The sequence below is a fragment of the Nocardia sp. NPDC005366 genome (assembly GCF_040606855.1).
GTDB lineage: Bacteria > Actinomycetota > Actinomycetes > Mycobacteriales > Mycobacteriaceae > Nocardia.
This window is the reverse complement of record NZ_JBEXFQ010000019.1, coordinates 36,580-60,020: the sequence shown is the minus strand read 5'-3', so window position 1 is coordinate 60,020 and position 23,441 is coordinate 36,580. Positions and strand designations below refer to the sequence as shown.

Genomic DNA, 23,441 nt, shown 5'->3' with positions numbered 1-23,441 from the left:
GGACTTCGCTCGCGCCCGCCGATTAGGCTCGCGGAGGTGAGTGACCAGAGGCAGAGTTCGGCACGCAAGCCAAGTGCCGCGGACGCGGTGCATCCGCTGGTCCGGCAGTCGGCGGAGTGGTCGTGGCGGCTGCTGGTCATCTTCGCCGCGATGTACGTGCTCGCCTTGGTGATTCAGCGGCTGGCGACGGTGGTGATACCGCTGGCCATCGCGCTGCTCGCGGCCGGACTGCTGACGCCGCTGGTGGATTGGATGCAGCGCCTCGGGGTGCCGCGCTGGGTGGGGGTTTTCGTCGCGCTGGTCGGATCGCTCGGCATCGTCGCCGGGATCATGACCTTCGTCGTCGAGCAGTTCGTCGCCGGCGTGCCACAGCTGTCGGATGAGTTCACGCACAGTATCCACAAAATTCAGGACTGGCTGATCAACGGTCCGCCGCAGATGAGCAATGAGCAGATCCGCAATGTCGGCGACACGATCGTCAAGATGATCCAGTCCAATCAGGACAGTGTCACCAGTGGCGCGCTGACCACGGCGACCGCGATCGGGCACATACTCACCGGCACCTTCCTCACCCTGTTCATCCTGATCTTCTTCCTCTACGGCGGCGATCAGATCTGGCATTTCGTCACCCGCGTCGTGCCGACGACCCATCGCGAACGGGTGCGCCTGGCCGGACAACTCGGCTTCGGGACACTCGTCGGTTTCGTGCGGGCGACGGTCGCGGTGGCGGCCGTCGACGCCATCGGCATCGGCGCCGGTCTGGCGATACTCGGCGTCCCGCTGGCACTGCCGCTGGCCTCGCTGGTTTTCATCAGCGCGTTCATCCCGATCATCGGCGCCTTCCTCGCCGGATTCATCGCGGTGTTCATCGCCTTGGTGACCAAGGGCCTGGTCACGGCGTTGATCGTGCTCGGCATCATCATCGCGGTGATGCAGCTGGAAAGTCATGTGCTGCAACCGTTGCTGCTCGGCCGGGCGGTGAGCATCCATCCACTGGCGGTGGTGCTCGCCATCACGGCGGGTGTCGTGGTCGGCGGTATCGCGGGCGGTTTGCTCGCGGTGCCCTTCGTCGCGGTGATGAATACGGCCATCAGGTCGTTGCTGGCCGACGGCCCCGAAGAGGCGTTCGAGGATTTGCAGACGGGGGAGGCGGGCCGGATGTACGCGGCCGAGCCGGACCGAGATCCCGACCCGGACCGGTTCGACGTGGCGGCGACCTTGCGCCACGAGGGCGCGCTGTTGCGCAAGGTCCACGACGGACACGACACCACCGATGACGACGATACGAACGGCTGAGCTCAGTCCGGCCGACGCCGCGACCGCCCCGCTGTGGCGGGCGGTGCAGGCGTTCCGGCTCGTCACCCTGCTGTACGCGATCGGACAGCAGGTCGCCTCGGTGCCCTACTACGAGAATCAGCGGTTGAGCTGGGTTTTCATCGCTCTGATGGCGGTGTGGTCCGGCGCTTCGGCGCTGCTGCTCTCGCACTGGCATGTGACGAATGTCGCGCGGGTGCGTGGTCTGGTGGTGATCGGCGACCACCTCGTGGTGATCGGCCTGATCTGCGCCACCCGACTGGTGGCCGAGTACGACTGGTACCACGGGCATCAAACCTTGCCGACCACCATGTGGGCGGCGAACGCGGTGATCTCGGCGGCGATCCTGCGCGGGCCGGTGCTCGGGATCGCCTCCGGCGTGCTGATCTCGATGGTGATCATCACCGTGCGCGACCAGTGGGGCCAAGACGTGTGGGCGGACGCGACCATGCCGGTGCTGGTCTCGGTCGGGCTGGCGCTCGGTCTGGCCGCCAACACCGCACGCCGGGCCCAGGAACAACTCCAGCGCGCGGTGCGCCTCACCGCCGCCGCCGAGGAACGCGAGCGTCTCGCGCGCGAGGTGCACGACGGAGTGCTCCAGGTACTGAGCTACATCAAACGTCGTGGCGGCGAAATCGGCGGAGCTACCGAGGAATTGGCGCAGCGAGCCGGAGAGCAGGAGGTCGCGCTGCGGGTGCTGATCTCCGAACAGGGCGTGCGCACCGACGAGGGCGGCACCGAGGTCGACCTGCGTCCGATGCTGACCGCGCACGCGACGCCGACGGTCTTCGTGTCGACGCCGGGTGAACCGGTCCAGGTCGGACGTTGGGCCGCGACGGAAATCGCGGCCGCGGTGGCGACGACGCTGTCCAATGTGGGACTGCACGCCGGACCGGAGGCGAAAGCCTATGTGTTGCTGGAAGATACCGGTGACGAACTCATTGTCAGCGTGCGCGACGACGGTGTCGGCATCGAATCCGGACGGCTGGAGCAGGCCGAGGCCGAGGGGCGGATGGGGGTGTCGCGATCGATCGTCGGACGCATCGCCACGCTCGGCGGCACGGCGGAATTGCTCACCGAGGGTTCGGGCGAGGGTGTGGAGTGGGAGTTCCGCATACCGCGCGGGTGACCGGCCATCTGGCACGATGAAATCGGTACCCGGACGGTGCGGGCGACAGTGACGCGGCCCGCGCGGATCGGGGCGAACGAGGGAGGTGCGCGGTGACCGATGATGCCACGGTCGGCGCTGTTTCGGTGATGGTCGTCGATGATCATCCGATGTGGCGCGACGGTGTTTCTCGCGACCTCGCCGAGGCCGGATTCTCGGTGGCCGCGACCGCAGACGGGGTCGGGGCCGCGACAAGGAGGGCCGCGGCGGTGCAGCCCGCGGTGGTCCTGATGGATATGCAACTGCCCGACGGCAACGGCGCGCAGGCCACCGCCGAAGTGCTGCGAGTTTCACCGGCGAGCCGGGTGCTCGTGCTCTCCGCCTCCGCGGAACGCGATGACGTCCTCGACGCGATCAAGGCCGGCGCCTCCGGGTATCTGGTCAAAAGCGCGTCGGCCACCGAACTGATCGACGCGGTCCGCGCGACCGCGGCCGGTCAACCGGTCTTCACGCCGGGGCTGGCCGGTCTGGTTCTCGGCGAATACCGTCGGATGGCGACCGCGCCCACCGAACCGGACGAACCGCATCGACCCGCCCTCACCGACCGGGAGACCGAAGTCCTGCGCATGGTGGCGAAAGGGTTGTCCGCCAAACAGATCGCCACGCGCCTTGGACTGAGTCATCGGACGGTGGAGAACCACGTGCAGGCGACGCTGCGCAAACTCCAACTCGCCAACCGCGTCGAGCTGACCAGATACGCGATCGAGCAGGGCCTCGATTAGCGATATCCGACGAACGGTCTACGCCCGCGAGCGCGGGAATCCGGGATTGCCCTGATACCGGGCAACCCCGATCGTCGGTAACCTCGAATCATGGGCGGCCCCGAATCGATATCGAATGGCGGCGGCGCTGCGGGCGATCGTGAACTGCGCGTATCCGACGCCGAGCGCGAGCATGTCGGTCAGTTGCTGCAACGCGCCGTCGGCCTGGGAATGCTCTCGCTCGGCGAATTCACCGAGCGGATGGATACCGCGCTCGCCGCCAAAACCCGTGGTGAACTCAACTCGGTGCTGATCGATCTGCCCGGCGTCCAACTCGTCGGCAGACCAGCCGCACCCCCGACACATTTCGTCGCCGCGCCCTCGTTCCCGCGGCAGCGCCCGATGCCGGGCCCGCGCCGCACGCCCTCACCGGCACCGGGAAACGTGATCCGATCGCGCATGTCCGGCGTCAACCGTCGCGGCCCGTGGCAGGTGGCGCCCACCCTGCTGCTGAACAACTGGTTCTCCGGGGTCACCCTGGATTTCACCGAGGCCGTCATGTCCACCCAGGTGGTCGAGTTGCACGTCGACGACTACTGCAGTTCGCTCAACCTGATCGTCCCCGTCGAGGCCACCGTCGATCTCGACGCCGTCGACCTCATCGGCTCCAGCGTCAACAACAAGGTCCGCACCGGTCCCCCGTTCGGCCCCCTCCACCTCGTCGTCCACGGCAGCATCCGCTTCGGCTCCGTCACCGCCAAGCACCCCCTGCGAGCCCACTGGCGAAAACTCCTCGGCCAGTGAGCCGTATCGGACATAGCACCGGCAGCCGCCTACGGAGGAACCTCCTGTTATGACCGCCGCCGAGCGTCGTGACGAGCCCATCAAGGGTCACACGGTGCTGGTGCCGACGCCCCCCGGAGGGCGGGTTCACAGCTCGTGATCTGCCCCGCCTGATGGAGGTCGTCGATGCGCGCTTCGAACTGTTGGACGGTTGCTGGCGCCGCACCCGAGGTCGTCCACCTGGTCATCGAGGTGATGTCACCCGGGACGAAAACCAAGGACCGGGTGCTTCGTCCCGCCCGGCAGGCGCGGTCGAACTCAGGGTTCCGGGGTTGCCAGGGACTGGAGCATGCGGGCGGCCATTCGGGTGGTGGCGTCACCGCTGTCGATGTCGTTGATGTGGATGGCGAAGGCGAGGTCGCCCATGGTGGCGATGAGCCACCCGTCGGCGCCCGCGGTCGCGGCGAAACCGGTGACGTCGCGGTAGGAGCGCAGGCTGGTGAATTCCGGGCTCGCGGCGCCGTCGCGCAACATGGTGCGCAGACGGTCGGCGACATCGCCGGGCAGGGGGTCCAGTTTGGCGTCGGTGCCGCCGGGGCGACCGACCTCGATCGCCGGTGCGGGCACCTCACCGCGCGCGATCGCCGCCGCCGCGATGGCCATGCCGAAGGGGCTGGCGAGCACCGCGTCCGAGCCGCCGCCCTGACGGACCTGTTCCGCGCTGCGGCCCGCGATGGCGAGTCGTCCGGTGACTTCGTCCAGGCCGGGGATCTGGAAATCTATGCCGACGCCGAGTTTGCTCGCGGATTCGGCCGCCTCCTGTACCGAGATGTCCTGCGGCTGCTTATGTTCGGTGACAGCGGCGATATTGCGGAACAGCTCGATATTGCGGCCGACCGGATACAGCCCGGTGAACGCGACCGAACCGTGCTCGCTGGCCTGGCTGTTCTGGGCGACGGCGACCACCGCGCCGCTGGACGGCTGGATCGCCACGATCGAGGCGGGCGTACCGACGCTGACCACCGCGTCCTCGGCCGCGCGCTGCAATCGTTGATCCATCGCACCGGCGATATCGGGTCCGGGCGGGCCCTGGTATCCGGCCACCTGTCCGACGAATTTGCCGTCGGCCTCGAAAATCTGCACGCCCCAGCCGGAATGCTGCTCCTGGCTGTCCTGCCACACCTTGCGCAACGCGTCGAGTTGCGGCGACCAGACCCGGCGATCCGAGGAGATCAGCCGCGGCTGCTTTTCCATCACCACACCGGGGATGGGCGCCATGGCCGATTCCAGGATCGCGAAATCGCCTTCGCGCAAATTCACCGCGACCACCGGTTTGCCCTCCGAGGTAGCCAACTGCTGCATCAGCGACGGCCCGGTGATCAGGGGCGCGACCGGCTCTATGGCCTTGGCTAGCGCGTTGGTCGACGCGACCGGATCCGAGGTCTTGGTCGGATCCAGTTTGATCACGTTGATGATCTGCTCGTGCATCAGCGGAGCGCCGGTGATGTCGACGACCCTCGGCGCGGGCGCGGGCAGGGTGCGCACCAGCTTGACGGTGCGGTTGTTCGACAGTTGCGGCATGACGATGTCGGGTTCCCAGGAGATGCGCCAGCCGATCGCGAGTTTGCGCACCGTGCCCTGCAGGCTGTAGTCCCAGTTCTTGTTCTCGCCGAAGTTCCAGTCGACGTCCATGCTGAAGATCGCCGATTCCGCGTCGAGGCCGATGAATTGGGTCTTCCGGTAGTCGACCTTGCCCGGTTGCAGGCCCTCGAACATTTGCTTGAGAGTTGCTTGCGCGCCGTTCGGGTACGACGTCAGCTCCGCCGCCTCTTTGTAATCCTGTTTGTCCAGCAGTTCGGTGAACCGCTCGACGATGCCCTCCGCCTCATTGGGTCGCGCCTGGAATCCACACGATCCCAGCACGATCGCTACAGCCGCCACCCCCGCGAGTGCCAATGCGCCCCGGACGCTGAAGCGGCGGGATCCCCGACCATCCATATCGCCCACTCTTCACTCTTGTCACTCCAGTAACAAGACCACCGTACCTGAAATTACCTGCTCGTTGGTGCCCCGTAGCCGGGCCGTGACCCATGCTCAGCGGTATCGATTGTGCCCGAAATCTCGTTATCGAGCGGCCGATCATGGACGCGGTCCAGTCACGAGGCGATAACCGGCGCCGCTACCGTACCGGCCCGAACGCCCCGATGGGGAATTACCGCGAACGCCGCCGCCGAGGAACCACACCGGCTCCCCACCGCCGCCGCCCGACGACACCTCCGACCGGGGGATTACCCCATCGGAGGCCAGTTCACGCAGAGCAGAACCGCCGTGGCCTTTTGCGACGTAATCTTGTAATCATGACACTGCGGTACGTGCAGAACCCCTGCCCGAAGCGCGGAATCCCGAGAAGAAGGTGACCCCCATGAGACATGAACACCGGGGACGGAGTTTCGGAAGGCCCGGCGGCTGGCAACAGGCGGACCTGCCCGACCCAGCGGATGTGCCCGACTGGTTCGCCGGAAGATTGCCGAACGACTGGTTCGTCGGACAGCCGCTGATCGAGATCGACCGCGACGAAATCGTCGTCATCGGCGAACTACCCCTGCCACAACCCGAGAAGTCCGCCGAAGGCGACACGAAGGAAGACGCCGGCGCGCCGACCGATGAGCTGCCCCGCGCCACCAAGGAGGGTGCGGTCGCGCGATTCCGCGAATCGACCCGCCCGGCCCGGATGCAGATCGCGGGTGAGGCGCAGCACCGGTACGGACGCAACGTCGCCTGGGGCGTATCCGTAGACGGCGAGCGGATCATGTTCACCCATTTGGCCGTCCCTGTCATGACGAGGCTGCGCCAGCCGGAACGCAAGGTGCTCGACACCCTTGTCGATTCCGGGGTCGCCCGCTCCCGCTCCGACGCGCTGGCCTGGACCGTGAAACTCGCGGGCAAGCACGCGGAGTCGTGGCTGGAGGAATTGCGCACCGCCATGCGCAAGGTGGACGATCTCCGGTCCGAAGGTCCCAAGGGCCTCTGACACCGGGCACGTGGACCACTCCGGGATCGGGGTTAGGGTTGCCCCATGGCAGATACCGCCGCCCCGATCCTGATTCTGAACGGCCCGAACCTGAACACGCTCGGCATTCGCCAGCCGGAGGTGTACGGGTCGGAAACCCTCGATGACGTCATCGAACTCTGCCGCAAGACCGCGGCCCGATTCGATCGGGAGATCACCGCGTTCCAATCGAATTCCGAAGGCGCGCTGATCGATCGCATCCATCGGGCGCGCGGGGCCGAATCGGCGATCGTCATCAATCCCGGCGGTTTGACCCACACCTCGGTGGCGCTGCGCGACGCGCTGGTCATTCCCGAGGTGCCGATCGTCGAGGTGCACATCAGCAATGTGCATGCCCGCGAGGAATTCCGGCATCACTCCTATATCTCCGGAATCGCCACCGCGGTGATCGCGGGTATGGGCATCAAGGGCTACGCGGCGGCCGTGGAATTCCTGGCGACGCGCACGCCCTGACGCCGCCTCACGCGATCCGGAAGACCGGGAATCCCGGCGCGATGTCGGCCAACTGCTCATTGGTGGCGTCCTTGGTGACGCCTTCGAAGAATTTGCCGACCTCCCACCCCCATTTGCGCAGGTAGAGGCGCAGCAGCGGAACCTTGTCCGCGTCGGCCACCTCGACGGCCCCGAAAGTCTCGACCTTGCGGCCGAGCCGCAGTTCCCCTTCGCCCGCGACCCGCAGATTGCGCACCCACTGGGTCTGCCCGCGCGGGGCGACCAAGTAGCGCGTGCCGTCCTCGTCGACCAGCAGGTTGACCATCGTGGTCCGCCACTCGCCGCTCTTGCGGCCCTTGACCGCGAGCAGTCGCGACCCCATCACGCTGATGCCGAGTTTGGGCAGCAGGTTGAAGAAACGGTTCATCACGGATTCGAAACCGGCGGGGGCGATATAGCGGGTGCTTGCGTTCATGTCGTCTCCTCGTTGTGAGCACTGCTCTCTCTTGAGATCAGTGTTCCACGCCGAATTCGTTACGTCAAGAGCAGTGCTCTCTACTTGTGGCATTCTTCGAAGTCGCGATGGAGGTCGTCTTCTCCACCGCTCCGTTTCCACCGCTCCGTTTCCACCGATCCGTTTCCACCGCTCGGTTCTCGCTGGCATCGATGATGTGCTCGGCGCCGGCGGCCATCATCCTCAGGCTCGCCGTATCCGCCCATCCGCCAGCGGCATTCGCCCTGGCGAATTCGGCATGAAATGGGGGAACGCCGCACTGGACCGGATGGCGAACGGCACGAATCGGGCGACATCGTGGCCGGAGCGTTCGATCACAGCCGTCGCCTGGTCGAAAGCCAGCAGCCACGGGTGGAATATGGTCAGCAGCGCCTGGTAGAAGATCTGCGCGAGACCGTCGTCGACGCCGAGATATTCCTGGGGGCTCAATCGCCGCAGCAAGTCGGCGTGCGCGTCGAAAATCTCGCGCGGTCCGCTGTAGAAGATGTAAGACGCAGGATGCGCGATATCGTCGCCCGCCGACATCACACCGCCGGAAAGGAATTCGGCCCCGCGCTCACGCACCCAGGCCGACGGATCGGGGCGTGGTCTGCTCGGACATAATCTGTCCCTTCGGTTCTCGATTCGGCGGTGATCGGCGACGATTCGATAGTCGTCCGCGCAGGTAATGTCGGGAAGACCGAACGTCGGGGTGGGTTGCCTACCTCGAGGTTCGAAATACCGTCGGAAAGGGTGCGCGACCATGAGCAGTGATACAGATCACGAGGTCTGCGGCATGTCGGTGGCGATCGATGTGATCTGGGGGAGGAATTGCGCCTCGCGCTGCGCCCACTCGGGGCGTGGGGCGAGAAGAACCGCCGCGAACTGCTCGGCAATATGGCCTCGATGAGCTGAGCACCCGCCACGGCGAGCAGCGTGTGGATTCTCCGTGCGCGACGGTGCCCGCCCCATTATCCGACTCCCTGCTGATCTCGAACGGAAGCGCGCAGCCGATGACCACCCTCACCGAGGAAGAACAACTTCTCGTCGCCACCGTCCGCCAGTTCATCGATCGCGAGGTGAAACCGAATGTCGCCGCGCTCGAGCGCGCCGACGAATATCCTGGCGCGCTCATCGATCACATGAAGCGGATCGGCATCTATGGGCTGGCGATTCCCGAGGAATACGGCGGCGCGGCGGTCTCGATGCCCTGCTATGTGCACGTCACCGAGGAGTTGGCGCGCGGCTGGATGAGTCTGGCGGGCGCGATGGGCGGGCATACCGTCGTCGCCAAACTGCTGCTCACCTTCGGCACCGACGCGCAGAAGCGGCGATATCTGCCGCGCATGGCCACCGGCGAACTGCGTGCCACCATGGCGCTCACCGAACCGTCCGGCGGGTCGGATCTCCAGGCGATGACCACCCTCGCCCGCCGCGACGGCGACCAGTATGTCGTGAACGGGTCCAAGACCTGGATCAGCAACGCCCGCCGATCCGGGGTGATCGCACTGCTGTGCAAAACCGACCCGGCCGCAGTGCCACGGCACAGCGGCATGTCGATCCTGCTGGTCGAACACGGGCCGGGCCTCACCGTCTCTCGCGACCTGCCCAAACTCGGCTACAAGGGTGTCGAGAGTTGCGAATTGTCGTTCCAGGACTACCGCACGGGGGTGGACAGCGTGCTCGGCGGCGTGGAAGGGCGCGGTTTCGCCCAGATGATGAAGGGGTTGGAAACCGGACGCATCCAGGTCGCCGCGCGCGCCCTCGGCGTCGGTCGTGCCGCACTGGAGGATTCGCTGGACTACGCCAGGCAGCGCGAGACTTTCGGCGTGCCCATCTGGAAGCACCAGGCCATCGGCAGCCAACTCGCCGATATGGCAACCAAACTCGCCGCGGCGCGGCACCTGACGCTGGCTGCCGCCGAACGATTCGACGCCGGACAACGCTGCGATATGGAAGCGGGGATGGCAAAGTTATTCGCGTCGGAATCGGCCATGGAGATCGCCCTGTCGGCCATCCGTATCCACGGCGGCTACGGCTACTCCACCGAGTACTCCGTCGAACGCTACTTCCGCGACGCGCCGCTGATGATCGTCGGGGAGGGCACCAATGAGATCCAGCGCAATGTCATCGCCGCACAACTCATCGAACGGGGTGTCGAATCGATCTAGTACCCGCCGAGCGGAATCCCGGCGATCACGCGCGCAGGTGTTCGCGGGCGATCATCTCGCCGACTCGTTCCAGCAGTGGCCGCGCCGCCGTCATACACCGCAGCGGATCGGATTCCAGCTCGGCGAGGGCATAGCAGGCCGCGAAACCGGCCGCGCGTATTCGCTCGGGGGGCAGGAGGTTGCGGCCGACGGCGGCGATAACGGGGACACCCGCCGCGCGGGCCGCCGCGCACACACCGATCGGGGCCTTACCGTGCAGGCTCTGCTCGTCGAGCGAACCTTCGCCCGTCACGACGAGATCCGCGCCGTCGAGCAGTGCCGGGAAATCGAGCAGATCGAGGATCACGGCGATACCGCCGCGCACCTCGGCTCCCAACAGCGCCATCGCGCCGAAACCGGTGCCGCCCGCCGCGCCCGCGCCGGGCCGATCGGCGAATTCCGGACCCACGAGCGCGGCCCAATTCGTCAGTGCCGCTTCCAGACTCGACAGCTGGCCGGAATGCGCGCCCTTCTGCGGCCCGTAGACCGCGACGGCTCCGTGCGGCCCGAGCAGCGGGTTGTCGACATCGCAGGCGAGGATGAACCGCGTGTCGGCGACGCGGGGGTGGATTCCGGTCCGATCGAGCGTGAACGCGTCCGCCAAGGCGGCTCCACCGCGCGGCAGATCGCGTCCACGACCGTCGAGCACGCGCACACCGAGCGCCTGCGCCATACCCGCGCCGCCGTCGCTGGAAGCACTGCCACCGAGACCGATCACGACCTCGACGGCACCGTGATCGATGGCATGGGCGATGACGACGCCGAGGCCGAAGGTGCTCGCGCCGAGCGGATCATGAACGCCCCCCGGTAATTTCGCGAGTCCGACCGCCGCGGCCAACTCGACCACCGCCGTACTCCCCCGCATCGCGTAGGTCGCGATGCCGACCACACCGGTCGGCCCCGGCGCGGCCACCTCGACCCGTTTCCACCCCGCCGCGACGAACGCGTCGACGGTCCCCTCGCCGCCGTCGGCGACCGGCATCCGCGCCAGCTCGATCTCCTGGCGCGTCCGCGCGATTCCCGAGGCGATGGCCTCGGCCACCTCGGGGGCGGTCAACGATCCTTTGAATTTGTCGGGGGCGAGCACCACCCGGGGCGCGGAGGTCATCCCGACATTCTGGGGCCGCTCACCCCACCCCCGCCACCGATGGCGCGCGGCGTTTCCTCCGAGCGAACTCAGCCGAGCGGTGCCTGATCGGCCCGGTTGATCGTGACCTGACCGGTCCGCAGGTAGGTGAGCACGGCGTCGTCGACGGCGGGATTGGCACGCCCGAAGGTGCCGTGGTCACCACCGTCGACGGTGATGAGGGAACCGTTCAGCGCCTGTGCCATGGCCGGTCCGCCCTCGTATTTGGTCAGGGCGTCGTGGCGGCTCTGCAACAGCAGCGGCCTGGTCCGCAGTCCCGCGCCGGATATCGGCACCGGTTCGGCGACCGGACGCCATCCCCCGCAACTCATCCCCGAGCGGACCAGATCGGCGCGGGCGTCCATCGCGTTGCCGCCGGAGGCGATGGTGGCCGCGGCGGAGGCGAGCAGTTCGGGGCGCGGCTGCACCGCGTTCTCGTTGCAGGTGATGGCGGAGAAGACGAAACGTCCGGTGGGATCGGTCGCGGTGGCGCCCTCGATGGCCAGCAGGCGCTGCACATTCGCCGGGTCGATATTGGCGTCGGCCATCGCCCTGGCGAAGATCGGCCAATACGCGCGGGTATAGGTCGCGACCGCCGTCGCGCCGACCAGCGGCACCTGCGCGGACGCGCCGCCCGAGAGCAGGGTCCGCACCAGGTTCTGTACCTTGCCCGCCTGTTCCACGGTTCCGTTGACCCCGTCGCGCGCGATTTCGGCGAGCGGCTCGGGCAGTTGGCCCGGCAGATCGGAGACACTCGCGGGCGGCGGCGTCAGATTGGCGTACCAGCCGCCGCCCTGATCCGAGACCAGTCGCACCCAGTTCCGATAGACCTGCAAGGGGGTGTCCCCGAGGTGGTACTCGCCGTTGTGCTCGGCGATCCAGGTGAACAGATCATCGAGTCGGCGCTTACCCGCGACCTGCTGCTGGGCGAACTCCTCGGTCCACACCCACCCCGGATTCACATTGGAGTCGAGCACCATCCGGTCCACCCGCCCCGGAAACAGCGACGCGTACACCGCCCCGAGGTAGGTGCCGTACGAGGTACCGAGGAAGTCGATATGTTCCAGGCCGAGCGCCGCGCGGACCGCGTCCATGTCGCGGGCGGTGTTCTCGGTGGTGATGGTGTCGAGATAGCCGGGCTGGGAGGTATCGCACGCCTTCTTGATCGCGTCACGGCTGCCGCCGCCGAGCGAAACCTCTTCCCCCGCGGCATCGGTCGTTTCGGTGGCACAGTTCAGCGGTGTCGCCCAACGCAATCCGCGCGGCTGCACCGCGATCAGATCGAATTCCGCGGCGAGTCCCACGGGCAGCACATCGGCGCGGCGGGCCCAGTAGTCCAGCGCGTCCGCACCGGGGCCGCCCGGGTTGGCGAAAATCGCGCCCCGGCTCGTTCCGGTGGCCGCGATCCGGCTGACGGTGAGTTCGATGCGGGGGCCGTCGGGTTCTCCGTAGTTCATCGGCACACTGACGACCGCGCATCGCACCGCGCGATCCGGACTCACCGATCCTTCGGGACAGGCGCCGAACTGCGCGGTGGGCGCGGCATCGGCGAATCCGGTGACCAGCGAAGCGCCGAGCGCCGCGGCGACGACCACCGCGCCGAACGCGCGCGAAATGCGCAGTGCCCTAACCGACTCGCGTCCGAATGTCCTCATCATGTTCGCACCTCCGCCGGGCCGATGCCGTGCGGCATGCGACGCGACCAAGAGCATTCTGCGCAGGTCGCGCACCATTGGACAAGTCGAACGACGAATTCATTACCGGCGGCTGCGTCGTGTTGAGCGGCCTACCACCGGGCAGAGTAGCGTCGAGCCATGTCGACCGAGGTCACCAACAACACCGCACTGGAACGCTTCGAGATCTTTGTCGACGGTGCCATCGCCGGCTACGCGGAGTATCAGGACACCACCTCGGAGCGCGGATTCGTACACGCCGAGATATACCCCCGGTACGAGGGGCAGGGCCTCGGCCGCACCCTCGTCCGGTCAGCGCTCGACAGCTCCCGCGAGCAGGGGTACGGAATTCTGCCCCTGTGCCCGATGGTGCGCCATTTCGTGGAGACCCACGGCGAGTACGTGGCATCGGTGCCGCAGTGGGCGCGCGAAGGGCTCGGCCTGCCTCAGTAGTTCGCGATCGCTCCCTCGAGCGCCAGTTGCAGATCCGTGCGGGCCACGCGGGCGATATCGCCCGGTTTGGCGGGTAGTTCGGCGATGGGCGGCTGGAAATAGAAGCTGGCGGATTTCGCCTCCTCCTTGGTCGGCAGGATCGACGGATCGTCGCGGGGCCCGTAGCTCAGCCCGATACTCACCAACGCCGGACGCACGCCGAGTCTCATCGCGCGGAAGGCGATATGCCCGATGCCGCTTCCCACCGCCTGCACCTGCGTCGGATCGACCTCGTTACAGGTGCCCTCCGGAAATATCGCGAGGTTGTCACCGCGCGCGAGCCGCTGCGCGCAGATATCCATCATGCGCTGACCGGCCGCGTTCACCGCTCTGATCCCATGGTCCTTGCCCCGGAAAACCGGAATCCCGCCCATCATGTCCACTTTGCGCCGCTGGCCGGGTTCGGCGAACAGTTCGTCCTTGGCCAGCACACGTACCTTGCCGATGACCGACCGCAGTGGGCTGCGCCACGCTGTCGCGGCCACCGTGTACGGATCGCTCTGGGACAGGTGGTTGATCGAATAGATCGTCGGCCGCCCCGATCTCACCAACGCCAGCAGCTGGTCCCGCGCGCCCGCCGCGTAACTGATCCGCGGCTGGTAACGCCGCCCGAGCAGGGCATACGCAGCCAAGGCTTTCAGCCGATTCTGCCGATGATCGAGATAGAAGTCGTACACGGTGTCGGCATTGTCGAGGATCACCTCGGGTGGTTCCATGACGCCGAGCCTACGATGCCAACGCTCTCGGGACGATCGGGGCGACCACCAGTGCGGAAAGCCGATCCAGCTGCGATGATGTCCAGGTGGCACGCGGAGACGAACCGGATGAGCGGCAAACTCACGGCGGGCACGGTGATCGACGCCGTCGGGATTTCCGGCAGGGCGAGCAGGTGGTCCGTGCGGGATCCCTGCTGGTCTCGTCGACCGAGCTGGTCGAATCGACTTTCCGGCGGACCGTCGTCTACATCATCGAGCACAACGAGGGCGGCAGTCTCGGTGTGGTGCTGAACCGTCCCAACGAGGCCGCGGTGCACGAGGTGCTGCCCCGCTGGTCCGAACTGGCCGCCGTACCCCGCACGCTGTATGTCGGCGGCCCGGTCAAACGCGACGCGGCACTGTGCCTCGGCACCCTGCGCGTCGGTGTGTCGATCGCGGGCGTTCCCGGTCTGCGCCGGATCGACGGCCGGGTGGTGCTGGTCGATCTGGACGCCGATCCGGAGCGGATCGCTCCGGTGATCGAGGGCATCCGGATTTTCGCCGGCTACGCGGGGTGGACCTTCGGTCAGCTGGAGGGCGAACTGCAGAACAACGACTGGATCGTGGTGTCAGCGCTGCCATCGGACCCGATCAGCACCGGCCGCGCGGATCTGTGGGCCGATGTCCTGCGCAGACAGCCGCTGCCGCTCTCGCTGCTCGCCACCCACCCGATCGAACTCGAACGCAATTGACGCTCGCCGTGAACCGTCCGGGGCCCTGGCTCGTGTACTCCACGAAAAAGGAGACTCCGCATGACACGCGACGACTGATCGGGCGGCTCTATGGGGAACAGACCGGGACGGCCCGAAACCCAGCCCGACGCCGAACCATCGGCACGGACCGGACGTCTGGAGACATTGACTTGGCGCAGGAAACGCGCGACAGCGCCCGACGATCACGCCGATTTGATGCAGGCTCTGTACCGCGAACACGCGGCGGTGCTGTGGCGGTACACCGTCGGCCTCGTACGGGATCCTGGCCGGGCCGAGGACATCGTGCAGGAGACGCTGCTGCGCGCCTGGCAACGACCGAATGTGCTGGACCAATCCACGACATCGGCGCGGGCGTGGTTGTTCACGGTAGCGCGCAATCTCGCCGTGGATGAGCATCGCAGCGCCCGCAACCGGCGCGAATTCCGCACCGACAGCCCACCGGAGCAATCCACTCCCGACCAGTCCGACCGCGCCCTCGACGGCTGGCTGGTGGCGGACGCGCTCGGCAAACTCAGCGCCGATCACCGCGAGGTGATCGTGCGCGCCTACTATCGGGGACTTTCGACACACCAGATCGCGGAGGAACTCGATATTCCGCCCGGCACGGTGAAATCCCGGATGCATTACGGCATGCGGGCACTACGACTCGCTCTACAGGAGATGGGGGTGACGAACAAATGACGGAGATCGCAGGAGGGAGTGTGTCGGGATCGACCGACGGCTACGCCACGTGGGATGCACCGTACGTGCTCGGCTCCCTCAGCCGAACCGAGCGCCGGGAGTACGAGGATCATCTCACGGGCTGCCCCGAATGCCAGGCGGCCGTCGCCGAACTGGCCGGATTGCCCGGCATGCTCTCGCTCGTCGATTCCGAGACGGCGTTCGCCCTGCTCGATATGCCCGCGCAGCCGACGAGGGAATCGGATATCCCGCCGGCGCCGCAACTGCTGCCCCGGCTCGCCGACGCGGCCGAACGCAGGCGCAAGCGCGGCCGGTGGACGGCGTTCGGCGGCGCGATCCTGGCCGCCGCCGCAGCAGCGGTCATCAGTGTTCCCATCGGCGCCTCGCTGGTGTCATCGAATGATCCGGCGACCACCGATCAGGTGGTGTTCGCCGAACGCGCGATGGAACCGCTCGAACCGACCCCGGTTTCGGCGGGGGTCAAGATCCTCACCGCCGATGGCCGCACCCGCGTCGTGATGACGTGCACGTACGCGCCGGGCGCCTACAACTACGCCTGGAATTTCGGCCTGACCGTCACCAGCAAGGACGGTCGCACGTTCGATCTCGATCAATGGCCCGCCGGGCCGGATACCGTCCTGACCGTCGACAGGACCATCGATCTGGCGCCCGACCAGATCGGCAGTGTGCAGATCAAGTCGATGACCTCGGGCCGGGTCGTCCTCTCCGCGACGGTCTGATCCCTACGAGAACGATCCCCGGCGGATTCCGCCGGGGATCGTTCTCCTACCGCGATCAGCGTGTGGTCTGCTTCGCGAAAATCGACGACGACCACAGGTAACCGCCCACCCCGATGCCGGTGCACCACGCGATCGAGAGATAGCCGTTATTGCCGATCTCCGAACCCATCAGCAGCCCGCGAATGGTTTCGGTGATGGGGGTGAAGGGCTGGTATTCGGCGAATTGGCGCAGGCCGACCGGCATGGTGTCGGTCGCGACGAGACCGCTTCCGAGGAATGGCAGCAAGAGGATCGGGAACGGCGTATTGCTCGCGCTCTCCGGATTCGGCGCGAGCAGTCCCAGCGCCACCGCCAGCCAGGTGAACGACAGCACCACCGCGACGACGAGCGCGAACACGGCAGCCCATTCCACCGCGTTCGCGTTGGGGCGGAATCCGATCGCCAGCGCGACCAGCAGCATGAGCACGGATCCGAGGACGGCCTGGATCAGGGTGCCGAGGACGTGTCCGGTCAGCATGGACGACGGCGCGATATCCATGGTGCGGAACCGATTGGCGATGCCCTTGCTCGTGTCGGTGGCGATCGACACCGCCACCGCCACGGTCATATACGCCGGAATCAGCAGCAACATGCCAGGGGCGAGGTAGTCGATGTAGTTGCCGCCGGAGGATTTCTCCAGCGCGCCACCGAAGACGAAGTCGAACACCAGCAGCAGCACCACCGGCATCAGGACGACACTGAAGGTCATACTCGGATAGCGCTTGGCGTGCAACAGATTCCGCCGCAACATGGTCACGGAATCGGTGAATGCGTAGGTAGTGGCACTCATGCCGCTGCCTCCTTGTCGGCGGTGGAATATCCGGTGAGGGTGAGGAATACGTCGTCGAGATCGGGGGTGTGCACGGCGAGCCCCTCGACCTCGATGTGATCGGCGTCGAGACGATCGAGGACCGCGCGCAGGGCGGCGACGCCGCCGTCGCTCGGCACGGCGAGGGTGAACTCCTCGTTCGCGTCTTCGGCGAGCAACCGAGCGCGGTCGCCGAGGGATCGCGCGGCGGCCTCCAGTCTGTCGCGGTCGGCGAATCGCAGACGGATATGTCCGCCCGGCACGAGCCGCTTCAACTCGGCGGCGGTGCCCTCGGCGACGAGTCGGCCGTTGTCCAGCACCGCGATACGGTCGGCGAGTTGATCGGCCTCCTCGAGGTATTGGGTGGTGAGGAAGACCGTGACGCCGTCATCGTCGACGAGTCCGCGGATGATCTGCCACATGGTCCGCCTGCTGCGCGGATCGAGGCCGGTGGTCGGCTCGTCCAGGAAGATGACGCGCGGATCGCCGACCAGGGTCATCGCGAGGTCGAGCCGCCGCGTCATACCGCCGGAATACGAACCCGCCGTCTTGTCGGCCGCCTCGACCAGGTCGAAACGTTCCAGCAGTTCGGCGGCGAGCCGCTTGGAGTCCCGGCGCGGCAGATGGTGCAGATCGCCCATCAGCAGGAGATTCTCGCGTCCGGTGAGCAATTCGTCGACGGCCGCGAACTGTCCGGTCACCCCGATCAGTCCGCGCACCGCACGCCGCTCGGACGCGAGATCATGTCCGCCGATTCGGATTTCACCCGCGTCGGCGGAGATCAGGGTGCTGAGGATCTGCACCGTGATGGTCTTGCCCGCGCCATTGGGGCCGAGCAACGAGTAGATGGTGCCTTCGGGGACCGTGAGATCGATGCCGTCGAGCACCGTGTGGTCGCCGAACCTCTTGCGCAGGCCGAGCGCCGAGATCGCGGGTGGGTGATGCCCGTTGACCATGTTTCTTCCCTTCAAATCATAAATTGATGCGAATGAGCGCATGTTTGATCGGCACCGCCCCCACTGGGCGCGGCGATCGTGTCAGTTATCGGTTATTGCGTTGTCCGAGAAAGTGTTCGAACCAACCGGTCAGATGTCGAGATCCTCCACCGGCGGTCGGTCCGCGATATCGGCGACCCGTTCGTAGAGCTTGTCCGGAATTTTGCCCTTCAGTTCGTCGAGTGCGTCGACCACTTCGAAAACGAAGTCGCCCCAGTCCTGTTCGCCGACGCCGAGCATGCGACGCCAGTTCTTGAGATCGTTGAGCCAGTTCTTGGCATCGGTCGGATAGTCGTCCCAGTTGGCGTACTGGGCATGCATGGCGATCTTGCCCTTGCGGGTGCGGTACACCCGGACGTGTTCCATCCTGGTCGCGTTCTGATCGCTCCACTCGCCGAGCAGCGCGCCGGAGAAGCGGATCTGCCTGACCCCGTTGTGGCCGACCCGGAGCACGATCTCGTCGAAACCCTCCCGCCTGCCCTCCTCCAATTCGATGAAGCGGCGCAGGGCCGTCGTCACCGCGCCGGAGAGGTTCCCGCCGACCAACTCCTGCGCCCGCTGGAACAGGGGGAGATCGTCGTCGGAAACGTAGATGGTCTTATTCGGCATGTACCCACTATACGTAGATGTATACGTACATTGCAAGAGTTGTTCGGGCGCCGGTCCGGCCGCCGCCCGAAAAAAGTTCCGACGATGTTGAACCCCCCGGCGGGCCGGGACGTATCCCTCGTGTACGAGGCACATGGTTTCGACGCGCGCACGGCGCCGTCAGAAGCGTCGCTGCGGGAAGGAGCGCTTATGCCGAGCAGGGTCGTGGATTATCTGGTTCGGGCGGTATCGACCGCGGGGACGGATCATATCTTCGGCGTCGACGGGGCCAATATCGAAGATCTGTACGACGCCGTCTTCGACGCCCCCGACGCCGTCACCGGGGTGATCGCCAAACACGAATTCTCGGCGGCCACCATGGCCGACGGATATGCCCGCAGCACCGGCGGACTCGGCATCGTGGCCGCGACCTCCGGCGGCGGGGCGATGAATCTCGTTGCTGGACTTGCCGAATCGTTCACCTCGCGCGTTCCGGTACTTGCCCTTGTCGGGCAGCCGCCGACCGCGCTCGAAGGCAGGGGGGCATTCCAGGATTCGAGCGGATTGGCGGGCACCATCGACGCGGCCCGGCTTTTCGGCGAAATCAGCCGATTCTGCGCCCGCGTCGAGCACGCCAGCGAACTACCCGATCTGCTGGCCAGGGCGATCGACGCGGCCAGGCGCGGCGGCCCCGCCGTACTACTGCTGCCCAAGGATGTCCAGCAGTCCGAGATCGCCTGCCCGCCGTTCCTGATGCCGCCGAGGACTCATCGCCACGACGAACCCGGATCGGCCCGCGTGCGTGCGGCGCTGATCGAAGCCAAACGCACCGGCAAGGTGGTCATCGTCGCGGGCGATCAAGTAGCCCGCGATGACGCGCGCGACCAATTAGCCGCACTCGCAGCGGCATTGGACGCGGCGGTCGGCGTCACGCCCGACGCCAAGGATGTCTACGACAACACCGATCCCGCCTTCTGCGGCGTCGCGGGCAGTATGGGACATCCCGAACTCGCCGCGGCGATCCGGTCGGCCGCACTCTGCCTGCTCATCGGCACGCCGATGCCGATCACCGCGAGCACGGGCCTCGACGAACTGCTGAAGGACACCACCGTCGCCGGCATCGGAGTTCAAGCGCCGTACGTCCCCGCGGTCCACGCCTACAGCACCGACCTGGCCGGCGCACTCGGCGCTCTGGCGGCTGAATTCGTCGGCGCCGCAGCCTATATCGACGATCGACCGGCTGCCCCGCTGACCACGCTCGACGTGCCGGCGGCCAGGGGGCCGGGTCTGCGCTACCGAGAACTGGTCGAAACCATCGACGCCGCACTGCCCGCGGGCACCGACGTCTTCGCCGATGCGGGAAATACCGGCGCCGCCGTGGTGCACCACCTGCGAGTCCCCCGTGGCGGCCGGTTCGTGGTCGCCCTGGGCATGGGCGGGATGGGCTACGCCTTCGGCGCGGGCATCGGTTCGGCATTCGCGCGCCGCCACGGCCCGCACGGGTTGCGGCGCACCATCGTCATCGCGGGCGACGGCGCGTTCTACATGCACGGCATGGAGGTGCACACCGCCCTCGAGCACCGGCTGCCCGTCACCTTCATCGTGCTCAACAACAACGCGCACGCCATGTGCGTCACCCGCGAACAGATCTACTACCGGGATCGGTACAGCTTCAACCGCTTCCGCCCCGCCCAGTTGGGCGACGGCATCGGCGCGATGTTCCCCGAACTGGCCGCCTACTCCGTCCACGACCCGGCCGAACTCACCGATGCGCTCGGCCACTGCCTCGAAAACCCCGGCCCCTCGTTCATTTCGATCGATTGCGATCCGGACGAGATCCCACCGTTCGTCCCGTTCCTGACATCCCTCGAATCCACCAGGAGGAACCCGTGACCATCAGCGCGCTGCCCGCCCTCAGCGATATCCCCGATGACGTGGTGCCAGGGGTGCTCCGTATCGAGAACTCCGATAAGGACGCCACCACGCCGATCATCGTGGACATGCTGCGATCGGTCTATCCGCACGACCAGATCTTCGGCGAATACTGCCCGGTCCAGGCGTATATCGCGGCCCCGCCCCGCGAGGTCTACGAATATCTCGCCGACACCAGGTCGCTCGAGGAATGGACCTACAGCCTGCGCGGATTCGCCGAAACCGAGGAACCTGGCCTGTGGCTTGCCTACGACCGGCTCGGCGACGCCACCGAGATCTACACCAGGACGGTGGCCAATCCGGAGGCGATGACCGTCGACTACCACTGCGCCTGGGACCAGGGCAAACACCTGTGGATGATCTACCTGATGCGCGTGGTCGACGCGCAGGCGGTCTTCGACAAGCCGGGTTCGGTGGTGCTGTGGGTCAACTGCAAACACCCCTTCTACGACAAGAACCCCTATCCGGAAACGGCTCCCCCCAAGCGCCCGGTCTGGGTCGGCGACTTCTGGGATATGTTCTCCGCCGGACACCAGCTGGAAATGGACAACCTCAAGGCGATCTGCGAGTACCGCGCCGCGCACGGCCTGCCGATCACACCCGAATGGATGCGGTGACCCATGACCAACCCCGATGCTTTCGGCCTGCCCACCGTCAGCCTGATCGACGTGGCGAGCTATCTGCCCGGCGAGCCGGTCGGCACCGAATACTTCACCCAGTACTCCCGGTCGGACCGGATGGCGAAGAACGTCATGTTCCGCTCGCCGTCGGGACGCCACCACGTGGCCCGCGACGAGACCGCAGTGGATATGGCCGAACGCGCCGTCGCGCCCCTGATCGAACGGCACGGCTCCGCGTTCGTCTCGGGCGTCGACGTGCTCATCACCCACACCCAACTGCCGGACAATCCGGTTCTCGGCGCCGGACCCGAGATCGCGCGGCGGCTCGGCGCCCGCCCGAGTTTCGTCTACGACGTGCACAACGGCGGCTGCGCGGCCTTCGTGCACATGATGTCGATGGCGCGCATGGTGTTGCAGACCACCGACGCACGCACCGCGCTGATCGTCGCCACCCAGAACTGCGCGGGACCGGTTTTCACCCAGAGCGAGATACGCAAACTCGCCCAGGCTCCTGTCCCCGGCGACGGTTGCGGCGTCGGACTGCTCGTGAAGGACGACAGCGCGCCGATTCTCGATATCGAATGCCGCACCTATCCCGAATTCGCCGGTGATATGGACTTTTCCACCAACAGCGAGCGCAAGTACTGGGAGCCCGGCGAGGGTCAGGGCTGCGTCAGCTTCACCGAGTCCAAGGTCACCAAGGTTTTCGCCCGTGGTAATCGGCTGGTGCCGGAGGTAGCGCTCGCGGTCTGCGACCGCATCGGGGTGAAGGGCCGCGATATCGATACCTTCGTCACCAACCAGCCCAACCGGCTGTTCCTGCGCAACTGGCACGACGCGCTGGAACTGCCCGCCGAACGGCATCCCGACACCTTCGACCGATGCGGAAACCTTTTCGCCGCGGGCATTCCCGTCACCCTGGACGTGACGAACCGCGCGGGCGGATTGCGCAACGGCTCGGTGGTGCTGATGTCGGCCTTCGCGCACGCGGGGGATTTCGCCGGGGCGGCGGCCGTTCGCTGGGGTGCGGCCAATGGGTGAGGTGCGGCCAATGGGTGAGGTGCGACGATGAGTATGCGTCTGATCGACGGGGCACCCTCGTCGCGGCGGCACGACACGGGCAGGGCGGTCGCCGCGGAATTCGATCTGAGCCTCAGCGAGAACCCGTTTCCGCCGCTGCCCTCGGTGCTACGTGCCGTGACCGCGGTTCTGGCACAGTCGAATCGGTACCCGGAATTCTATCCGCAGCGGCTGCCCGCACTGATCGCGCGCCATGTCGGAGTCGAACCGGATCAGGTGGTCGTCGGATGCGGCGCCACCGGGGTGGCGATGCAGATCATCCAGTCGCTGACCACACCGGGATCGGAACTGATCGTCAGCTCGCCGACCTTCGACGGCTATCCGATCATGGCCGATATGGCCGGGCTGAACCTGGTCCCGGTGCCGCTGGACAGGGCGGGCGAACAGGATCTGCGGGCCATGCGGCGGGCGGTCGAGAAGCGGACCTCGCTGATCGTCGTCTGCCGCCCGCACAATCCGACCGGCACGGTGATCCCGGCGGGTGAGCTGAAGACGTTCCTGGCTTCGGTACCGAGCCGGGTGCCGGTGGTGCTGGACGAGGCCTACGTCGAATTCCTCGCCGACGCCGATCGGCTCGACACCGCGGGACTGTTGCGTAAACATCCGAATCTGCTTATCTTGCGTACCTTTTCGAAGGCGTACGGACTGGCGGGACTCCGGATCGGGTACGTGTACGGCGGACGTGAGCTGATCGGGCGCGTGCGTCGGCTACAACTGCCGTTCGGTATGAGCACGGCTGCCGTCGCGGCCGTCGCCGCGTCCTACGCGGCTACGCCGGAACTGCGGTTGCGTATCCATCGAATCACCACCGCACGCGAGAATCTACGGAACTCGTTGCGGTCGTGCGGAATCGCGGCCCCGCGCAGTCACGCCAATTTCCTGTATCTGCCGGGTCCCGGCGTCGCCACCGCCCTGCGGCGGGCGGGAATCACCGCGAAGTGCTATCCCGACGGCAGCGCCCGAATCGCCGTTGGCGATCCCACGGCCGACCTGGCGGTGCTCGCCGCGCTGGCCACGATGCGGTGACC

Annotated in this window: 24 protein-coding genes; 15 read left to right on the top strand and 9 right to left on the bottom strand. The window is 66.7% G+C overall.

The window, feature by feature from the left end; genetic code table 11:
* Positions 1-36: 36 nt before the first annotated feature.
* The 4 genes from ABZS43_RS21925 to ABZS43_RS21910 all read left to right on the top strand — a co-directional run bounded on the left by ABZS43_RS21925 (position 37) and on the right by ABZS43_RS21910 (position 3,987).
* Entirely contained in the window at positions 37-1,296 is a 1,260-nt protein-coding gene (locus ABZS43_RS21925) for an AI-2E family transporter (RefSeq protein ID WP_355037776.1), read from the top strand.
* Positions 1,274-2,443 (top strand): DUF5931 domain-containing protein, encoded by a 1,170-nt coding sequence (locus tag ABZS43_RS21920; protein WP_355037775.1) that lies wholly within the window; start codon positions 1,274-1,276, stop codon positions 2,441-2,443. The genes ABZS43_RS21925 and ABZS43_RS21920 overlap by 23 nt, the downstream gene beginning before the upstream one ends.
* A 128-nt stretch (positions 2,444-2,571) precedes the next feature.
* Positions 2,572-3,204, top strand: a complete 633-nt coding sequence (locus ABZS43_RS21915; RefSeq protein ID WP_355037872.1) for a response regulator transcription factor — start codon at positions 2,572-2,574, stop codon at positions 3,202-3,204.
* 90 nt (positions 3,205-3,294) lie between these two features.
* Positions 3,295-3,987 (top strand): DUF1707 domain-containing protein, encoded by a 693-nt coding sequence (locus ABZS43_RS21910; RefSeq protein ID WP_355037774.1) that lies wholly within the window; start codon positions 3,295-3,297, stop codon positions 3,985-3,987.
* Positions 3,988-4,284: 297 nt separating this feature from the next.
* Here ABZS43_RS21910 and ABZS43_RS21905 read toward each other — a convergent pair whose 3' ends face one another.
* Positions 4,285-5,964, bottom strand: a complete 1,680-nt coding sequence (locus tag ABZS43_RS21905; protein ID WP_355037773.1) for an NTF2-like N-terminal transpeptidase domain-containing protein — start codon at positions 5,962-5,964, stop codon at positions 4,285-4,287.
* 424 nt (positions 5,965-6,388) lie between these two features.
* Between ABZS43_RS21905 and ABZS43_RS21900 the strand changes: the two genes are divergently transcribed.
* Complete coding sequence (locus tag ABZS43_RS21900; protein ID WP_355037772.1) at positions 6,389-6,997, top strand: hypothetical protein; 609 nt, start codon at positions 6,389-6,391, stop codon at positions 6,995-6,997.
* 45 nt (positions 6,998-7,042) lie between these two features.
* Entirely contained in the window at positions 7,043-7,489 is a 447-nt protein-coding gene (aroQ, locus tag ABZS43_RS21895) for a type II 3-dehydroquinate dehydratase (protein WP_355037771.1), read from the top strand.
* Between the two features lie 7 nt (positions 7,490-7,496).
* Here aroQ and ABZS43_RS21890 read toward each other — a convergent pair whose 3' ends face one another.
* Both ABZS43_RS21890 and ABZS43_RS21885 read right to left on the bottom strand, forming a co-directional pair.
* A complete protein-coding gene (locus ABZS43_RS21890) occupies positions 7,497-7,943 on the bottom strand; it encodes a nitroreductase/quinone reductase family protein (RefSeq protein ID WP_355037770.1) in 447 nt (148 codons plus the stop codon).
* Between the two features lie 222 nt (positions 7,944-8,165).
* Positions 8,166-8,546: a hypothetical protein gene (locus tag ABZS43_RS21885; protein WP_355037769.1), complete on the bottom strand. Its 381-nt coding sequence runs from the start codon at positions 8,544-8,546 to the stop codon at positions 8,166-8,168.
* Positions 8,547-8,974: 428 nt separating this feature from the next.
* Here ABZS43_RS21885 and ABZS43_RS21880 point away from each other — a divergent pair, with 428 nt between their 5' ends.
* Positions 8,975-10,132: an acyl-CoA dehydrogenase family protein gene (locus ABZS43_RS21880; protein WP_355037768.1), complete on the top strand. Its 1,158-nt coding sequence runs from the start codon at positions 8,975-8,977 to the stop codon at positions 10,130-10,132.
* 25 nt (positions 10,133-10,157) lie between these two features.
* On the opposite strand, the gene ABZS43_RS21875 is transcribed toward ABZS43_RS21880, so the two are convergent.
* Both ABZS43_RS21875 and ABZS43_RS21870 read right to left on the bottom strand, forming a co-directional pair.
* Positions 10,158-11,279, bottom strand: a complete 1,122-nt coding sequence (locus tag ABZS43_RS21875; protein WP_355037767.1) for a glycerate kinase — start codon at positions 11,277-11,279, stop codon at positions 10,158-10,160.
* Between the two features lie 68 nt (positions 11,280-11,347).
* A complete protein-coding gene (locus tag ABZS43_RS21870; protein WP_355037766.1) occupies positions 11,348-12,955 on the bottom strand; it encodes an alpha/beta hydrolase in 1,608 nt (535 codons plus the stop codon).
* 156 nt (positions 12,956-13,111) lie between these two features.
* On the opposite strand from ABZS43_RS21870, the gene ABZS43_RS21865 reads away from it, so the two are divergent.
* The gene (locus tag ABZS43_RS21865) at positions 13,112-13,423 is read left to right on the top strand and encodes a GNAT family N-acetyltransferase (RefSeq protein ID WP_355037765.1); all 312 of its coding nucleotides are present in this window, start codon (positions 13,112-13,114) and stop codon (positions 13,421-13,423) included.
* Here ABZS43_RS21865 and ABZS43_RS21860 read toward each other — a convergent pair.
* Positions 13,417-14,178: a 1-acyl-sn-glycerol-3-phosphate acyltransferase gene (locus ABZS43_RS21860; protein WP_355037764.1), complete on the bottom strand. Its 762-nt coding sequence runs from the start codon at positions 14,176-14,178 to the stop codon at positions 13,417-13,419. The genes ABZS43_RS21865 and ABZS43_RS21860 overlap by 7 nt on opposite strands.
* Positions 14,179-14,264: 86 nt before the next feature.
* On the opposite strand from ABZS43_RS21860, the gene ABZS43_RS21855 reads away from it, so the two are divergent.
* From ABZS43_RS21855 to ABZS43_RS21845, 3 genes are all read left to right on the top strand, one after another.
* Positions 14,265-14,909 carry a YqgE/AlgH family protein gene (locus tag ABZS43_RS21855; protein ID WP_355037763.1) on the top strand — a complete coding sequence of 215 codons (645 nt, stop codon included), beginning with the start codon at positions 14,265-14,267 and terminating at the stop codon, positions 14,907-14,909.
* Positions 14,910-14,999: 90 nt separating this feature from the next.
* Complete coding sequence (locus tag ABZS43_RS21850) at positions 15,000-15,611, top strand: sigma-70 family RNA polymerase sigma factor (protein ID WP_355037762.1); 612 nt, start codon at positions 15,000-15,002, stop codon at positions 15,609-15,611.
* Between the two features lie 20 nt (positions 15,612-15,631).
* Positions 15,632-16,351 (top strand): zf-HC2 domain-containing protein, encoded by a 720-nt coding sequence (locus tag ABZS43_RS21845; RefSeq protein WP_355037761.1) that lies wholly within the window; start codon positions 15,632-15,634, stop codon positions 16,349-16,351.
* 55 nt (positions 16,352-16,406) lie between these two features.
* Here ABZS43_RS21845 and ABZS43_RS21840 read toward each other — a convergent pair whose 3' ends face one another.
* The 3 genes from ABZS43_RS21840 to ABZS43_RS21830 form a co-directional block, all read right to left on the bottom strand.
* On the bottom strand, positions 16,407-17,180 hold the full coding sequence (locus tag ABZS43_RS21840; protein ID WP_355037760.1) for an ABC transporter permease: 774 nt from the start codon (positions 17,178-17,180) through the stop codon (positions 16,407-16,409).
* Positions 17,177-18,154 carry an ATP-binding cassette domain-containing protein gene (locus ABZS43_RS21835; RefSeq protein WP_355037759.1) on the bottom strand — a complete coding sequence of 326 codons (978 nt, stop codon included), beginning with the start codon at positions 18,152-18,154 and terminating at the stop codon, positions 17,177-17,179. Before ABZS43_RS21835 ends, ABZS43_RS21840 begins: the two co-directional genes overlap by 4 nt.
* Before the next feature lie 129 nt (positions 18,155-18,283).
* Positions 18,284-18,802, bottom strand: coding sequence for an EXLDI protein (locus tag ABZS43_RS21830; protein WP_355037758.1), 519 nt, complete (start codon positions 18,800-18,802; stop codon positions 18,284-18,286).
* A 189-nt stretch (positions 18,803-18,991) separates the two neighbouring features.
* Between ABZS43_RS21830 and ABZS43_RS21825 the strand changes: the two genes are divergently transcribed.
* From ABZS43_RS21825 to ABZS43_RS21810, 4 genes are read left to right on the top strand one after another with little or no spacing between them, the layout of a single operon-like run.
* Positions 18,992-20,674, top strand: coding sequence for a thiamine pyrophosphate-binding protein (locus tag ABZS43_RS21825; protein ID WP_355037757.1), 1,683 nt, complete (start codon positions 18,992-18,994; stop codon positions 20,672-20,674).
* Positions 20,671-21,330 (top strand): SRPBCC family protein, encoded by a 660-nt coding sequence (locus tag ABZS43_RS21820; RefSeq protein WP_355037756.1) that lies wholly within the window; start codon positions 20,671-20,673, stop codon positions 21,328-21,330. Before ABZS43_RS21825 ends, ABZS43_RS21820 begins: the two co-directional genes overlap by 4 nt.
* A 3-nt stretch (positions 21,331-21,333) precedes the next feature.
* Positions 21,334-22,374 carry a 3-oxoacyl-[acyl-carrier-protein] synthase III C-terminal domain-containing protein gene (locus ABZS43_RS21815; RefSeq protein WP_355037755.1) on the top strand — a complete coding sequence of 347 codons (1,041 nt, stop codon included), beginning with the start codon at positions 21,334-21,336 and terminating at the stop codon, positions 22,372-22,374.
* A 27-nt stretch (positions 22,375-22,401) separates the two neighbouring features.
* Positions 22,402-23,439 carry an aminotransferase class I/II-fold pyridoxal phosphate-dependent enzyme gene (locus ABZS43_RS21810; RefSeq protein WP_355037754.1) on the top strand — a complete coding sequence of 346 codons (1,038 nt, stop codon included), beginning with the start codon at positions 22,402-22,404 and terminating at the stop codon, positions 23,437-23,439.
* Positions 23,440-23,441: the final 2 nt, after the last annotated feature.

Excerpts from the sequence above, each read along its gene's own strand:
- ABZS43_RS21920 (WP_355037775.1), top strand. The coding sequence starts at position 1,274 with ATGACGACGATACGAACGGCTGAGCTCAGTCCGGCCGACGCCGCGACC.
- ABZS43_RS21915 (WP_355037872.1), top strand. The coding sequence starts at position 2,572 with ATGGTCGTCGATGATCATCCGATGTGGCGCGACGGTGTTTCTCGCGAC.
- ABZS43_RS21910 (WP_355037774.1), top strand. The coding sequence starts at position 3,295 with ATGGGCGGCCCCGAATCGATATCGAATGGCGGCGGCGCTGCGGGCGAT.
- ABZS43_RS21905 (WP_355037773.1), bottom strand. The coding sequence starts at position 5,964 with ATGGATGGTCGGGGATCCCGCCGCTTCAGCGTCCGGGGCGCATTGGCA.
- ABZS43_RS21900 (WP_355037772.1), top strand. The coding sequence starts at position 6,389 with ATGAGACATGAACACCGGGGACGGAGTTTCGGAAGGCCCGGCGGCTGG.
- aroQ (WP_355037771.1), top strand. The coding sequence starts at position 7,043 with ATGGCAGATACCGCCGCCCCGATCCTGATTCTGAACGGCCCGAACCTG.
- ABZS43_RS21890 (WP_355037770.1), bottom strand. The coding sequence starts at position 7,943 with ATGAACGCAAGCACCCGCTATATCGCCCCCGCCGGTTTCGAATCCGTG.
- ABZS43_RS21880 (WP_355037768.1), top strand. The coding sequence starts at position 8,975 with ATGACCACCCTCACCGAGGAAGAACAACTTCTCGTCGCCACCGTCCGC.
- ABZS43_RS21875 (WP_355037767.1), bottom strand. The coding sequence starts at position 11,279 with ATGACCTCCGCGCCCCGGGTGGTGCTCGCCCCCGACAAATTCAAAGGA.
- ABZS43_RS21870 (WP_355037766.1), bottom strand. The coding sequence starts at position 12,955 with ATGATGAGGACATTCGGACGCGAGTCGGTTAGGGCACTGCGCATTTCG.
- ABZS43_RS21865 (WP_355037765.1), top strand. The coding sequence starts at position 13,112 with ATGTCGACCGAGGTCACCAACAACACCGCACTGGAACGCTTCGAGATC.
- ABZS43_RS21860 (WP_355037764.1), bottom strand. The coding sequence starts at position 14,178 with ATGGAACCACCCGAGGTGATCCTCGACAATGCCGACACCGTGTACGAC.
- ABZS43_RS21850 (WP_355037762.1), top strand. The coding sequence starts at position 15,000 with ATGGGGAACAGACCGGGACGGCCCGAAACCCAGCCCGACGCCGAACCA.
- ABZS43_RS21840 (WP_355037760.1), bottom strand. The coding sequence starts at position 17,180 with ATGAGTGCCACTACCTACGCATTCACCGATTCCGTGACCATGTTGCGG.
- ABZS43_RS21835 (WP_355037759.1), bottom strand. The coding sequence starts at position 18,154 with ATGGTCAACGGGCATCACCCACCCGCGATCTCGGCGCTCGGCCTGCGC.
- ABZS43_RS21830 (WP_355037758.1), bottom strand. The coding sequence starts at position 18,802 with ATGCCGAATAAGACCATCTACGTTTCCGACGACGATCTCCCCCTGTTC.
- ABZS43_RS21825 (WP_355037757.1), top strand. The coding sequence starts at position 18,992 with ATGCCGAGCAGGGTCGTGGATTATCTGGTTCGGGCGGTATCGACCGCG.
- ABZS43_RS21815 (WP_355037755.1), top strand. The coding sequence starts at position 21,334 with ATGACCAACCCCGATGCTTTCGGCCTGCCCACCGTCAGCCTGATCGAC.
- ABZS43_RS21810 (WP_355037754.1), top strand. The coding sequence starts at position 22,402 with ATGAGTATGCGTCTGATCGACGGGGCACCCTCGTCGCGGCGGCACGAC.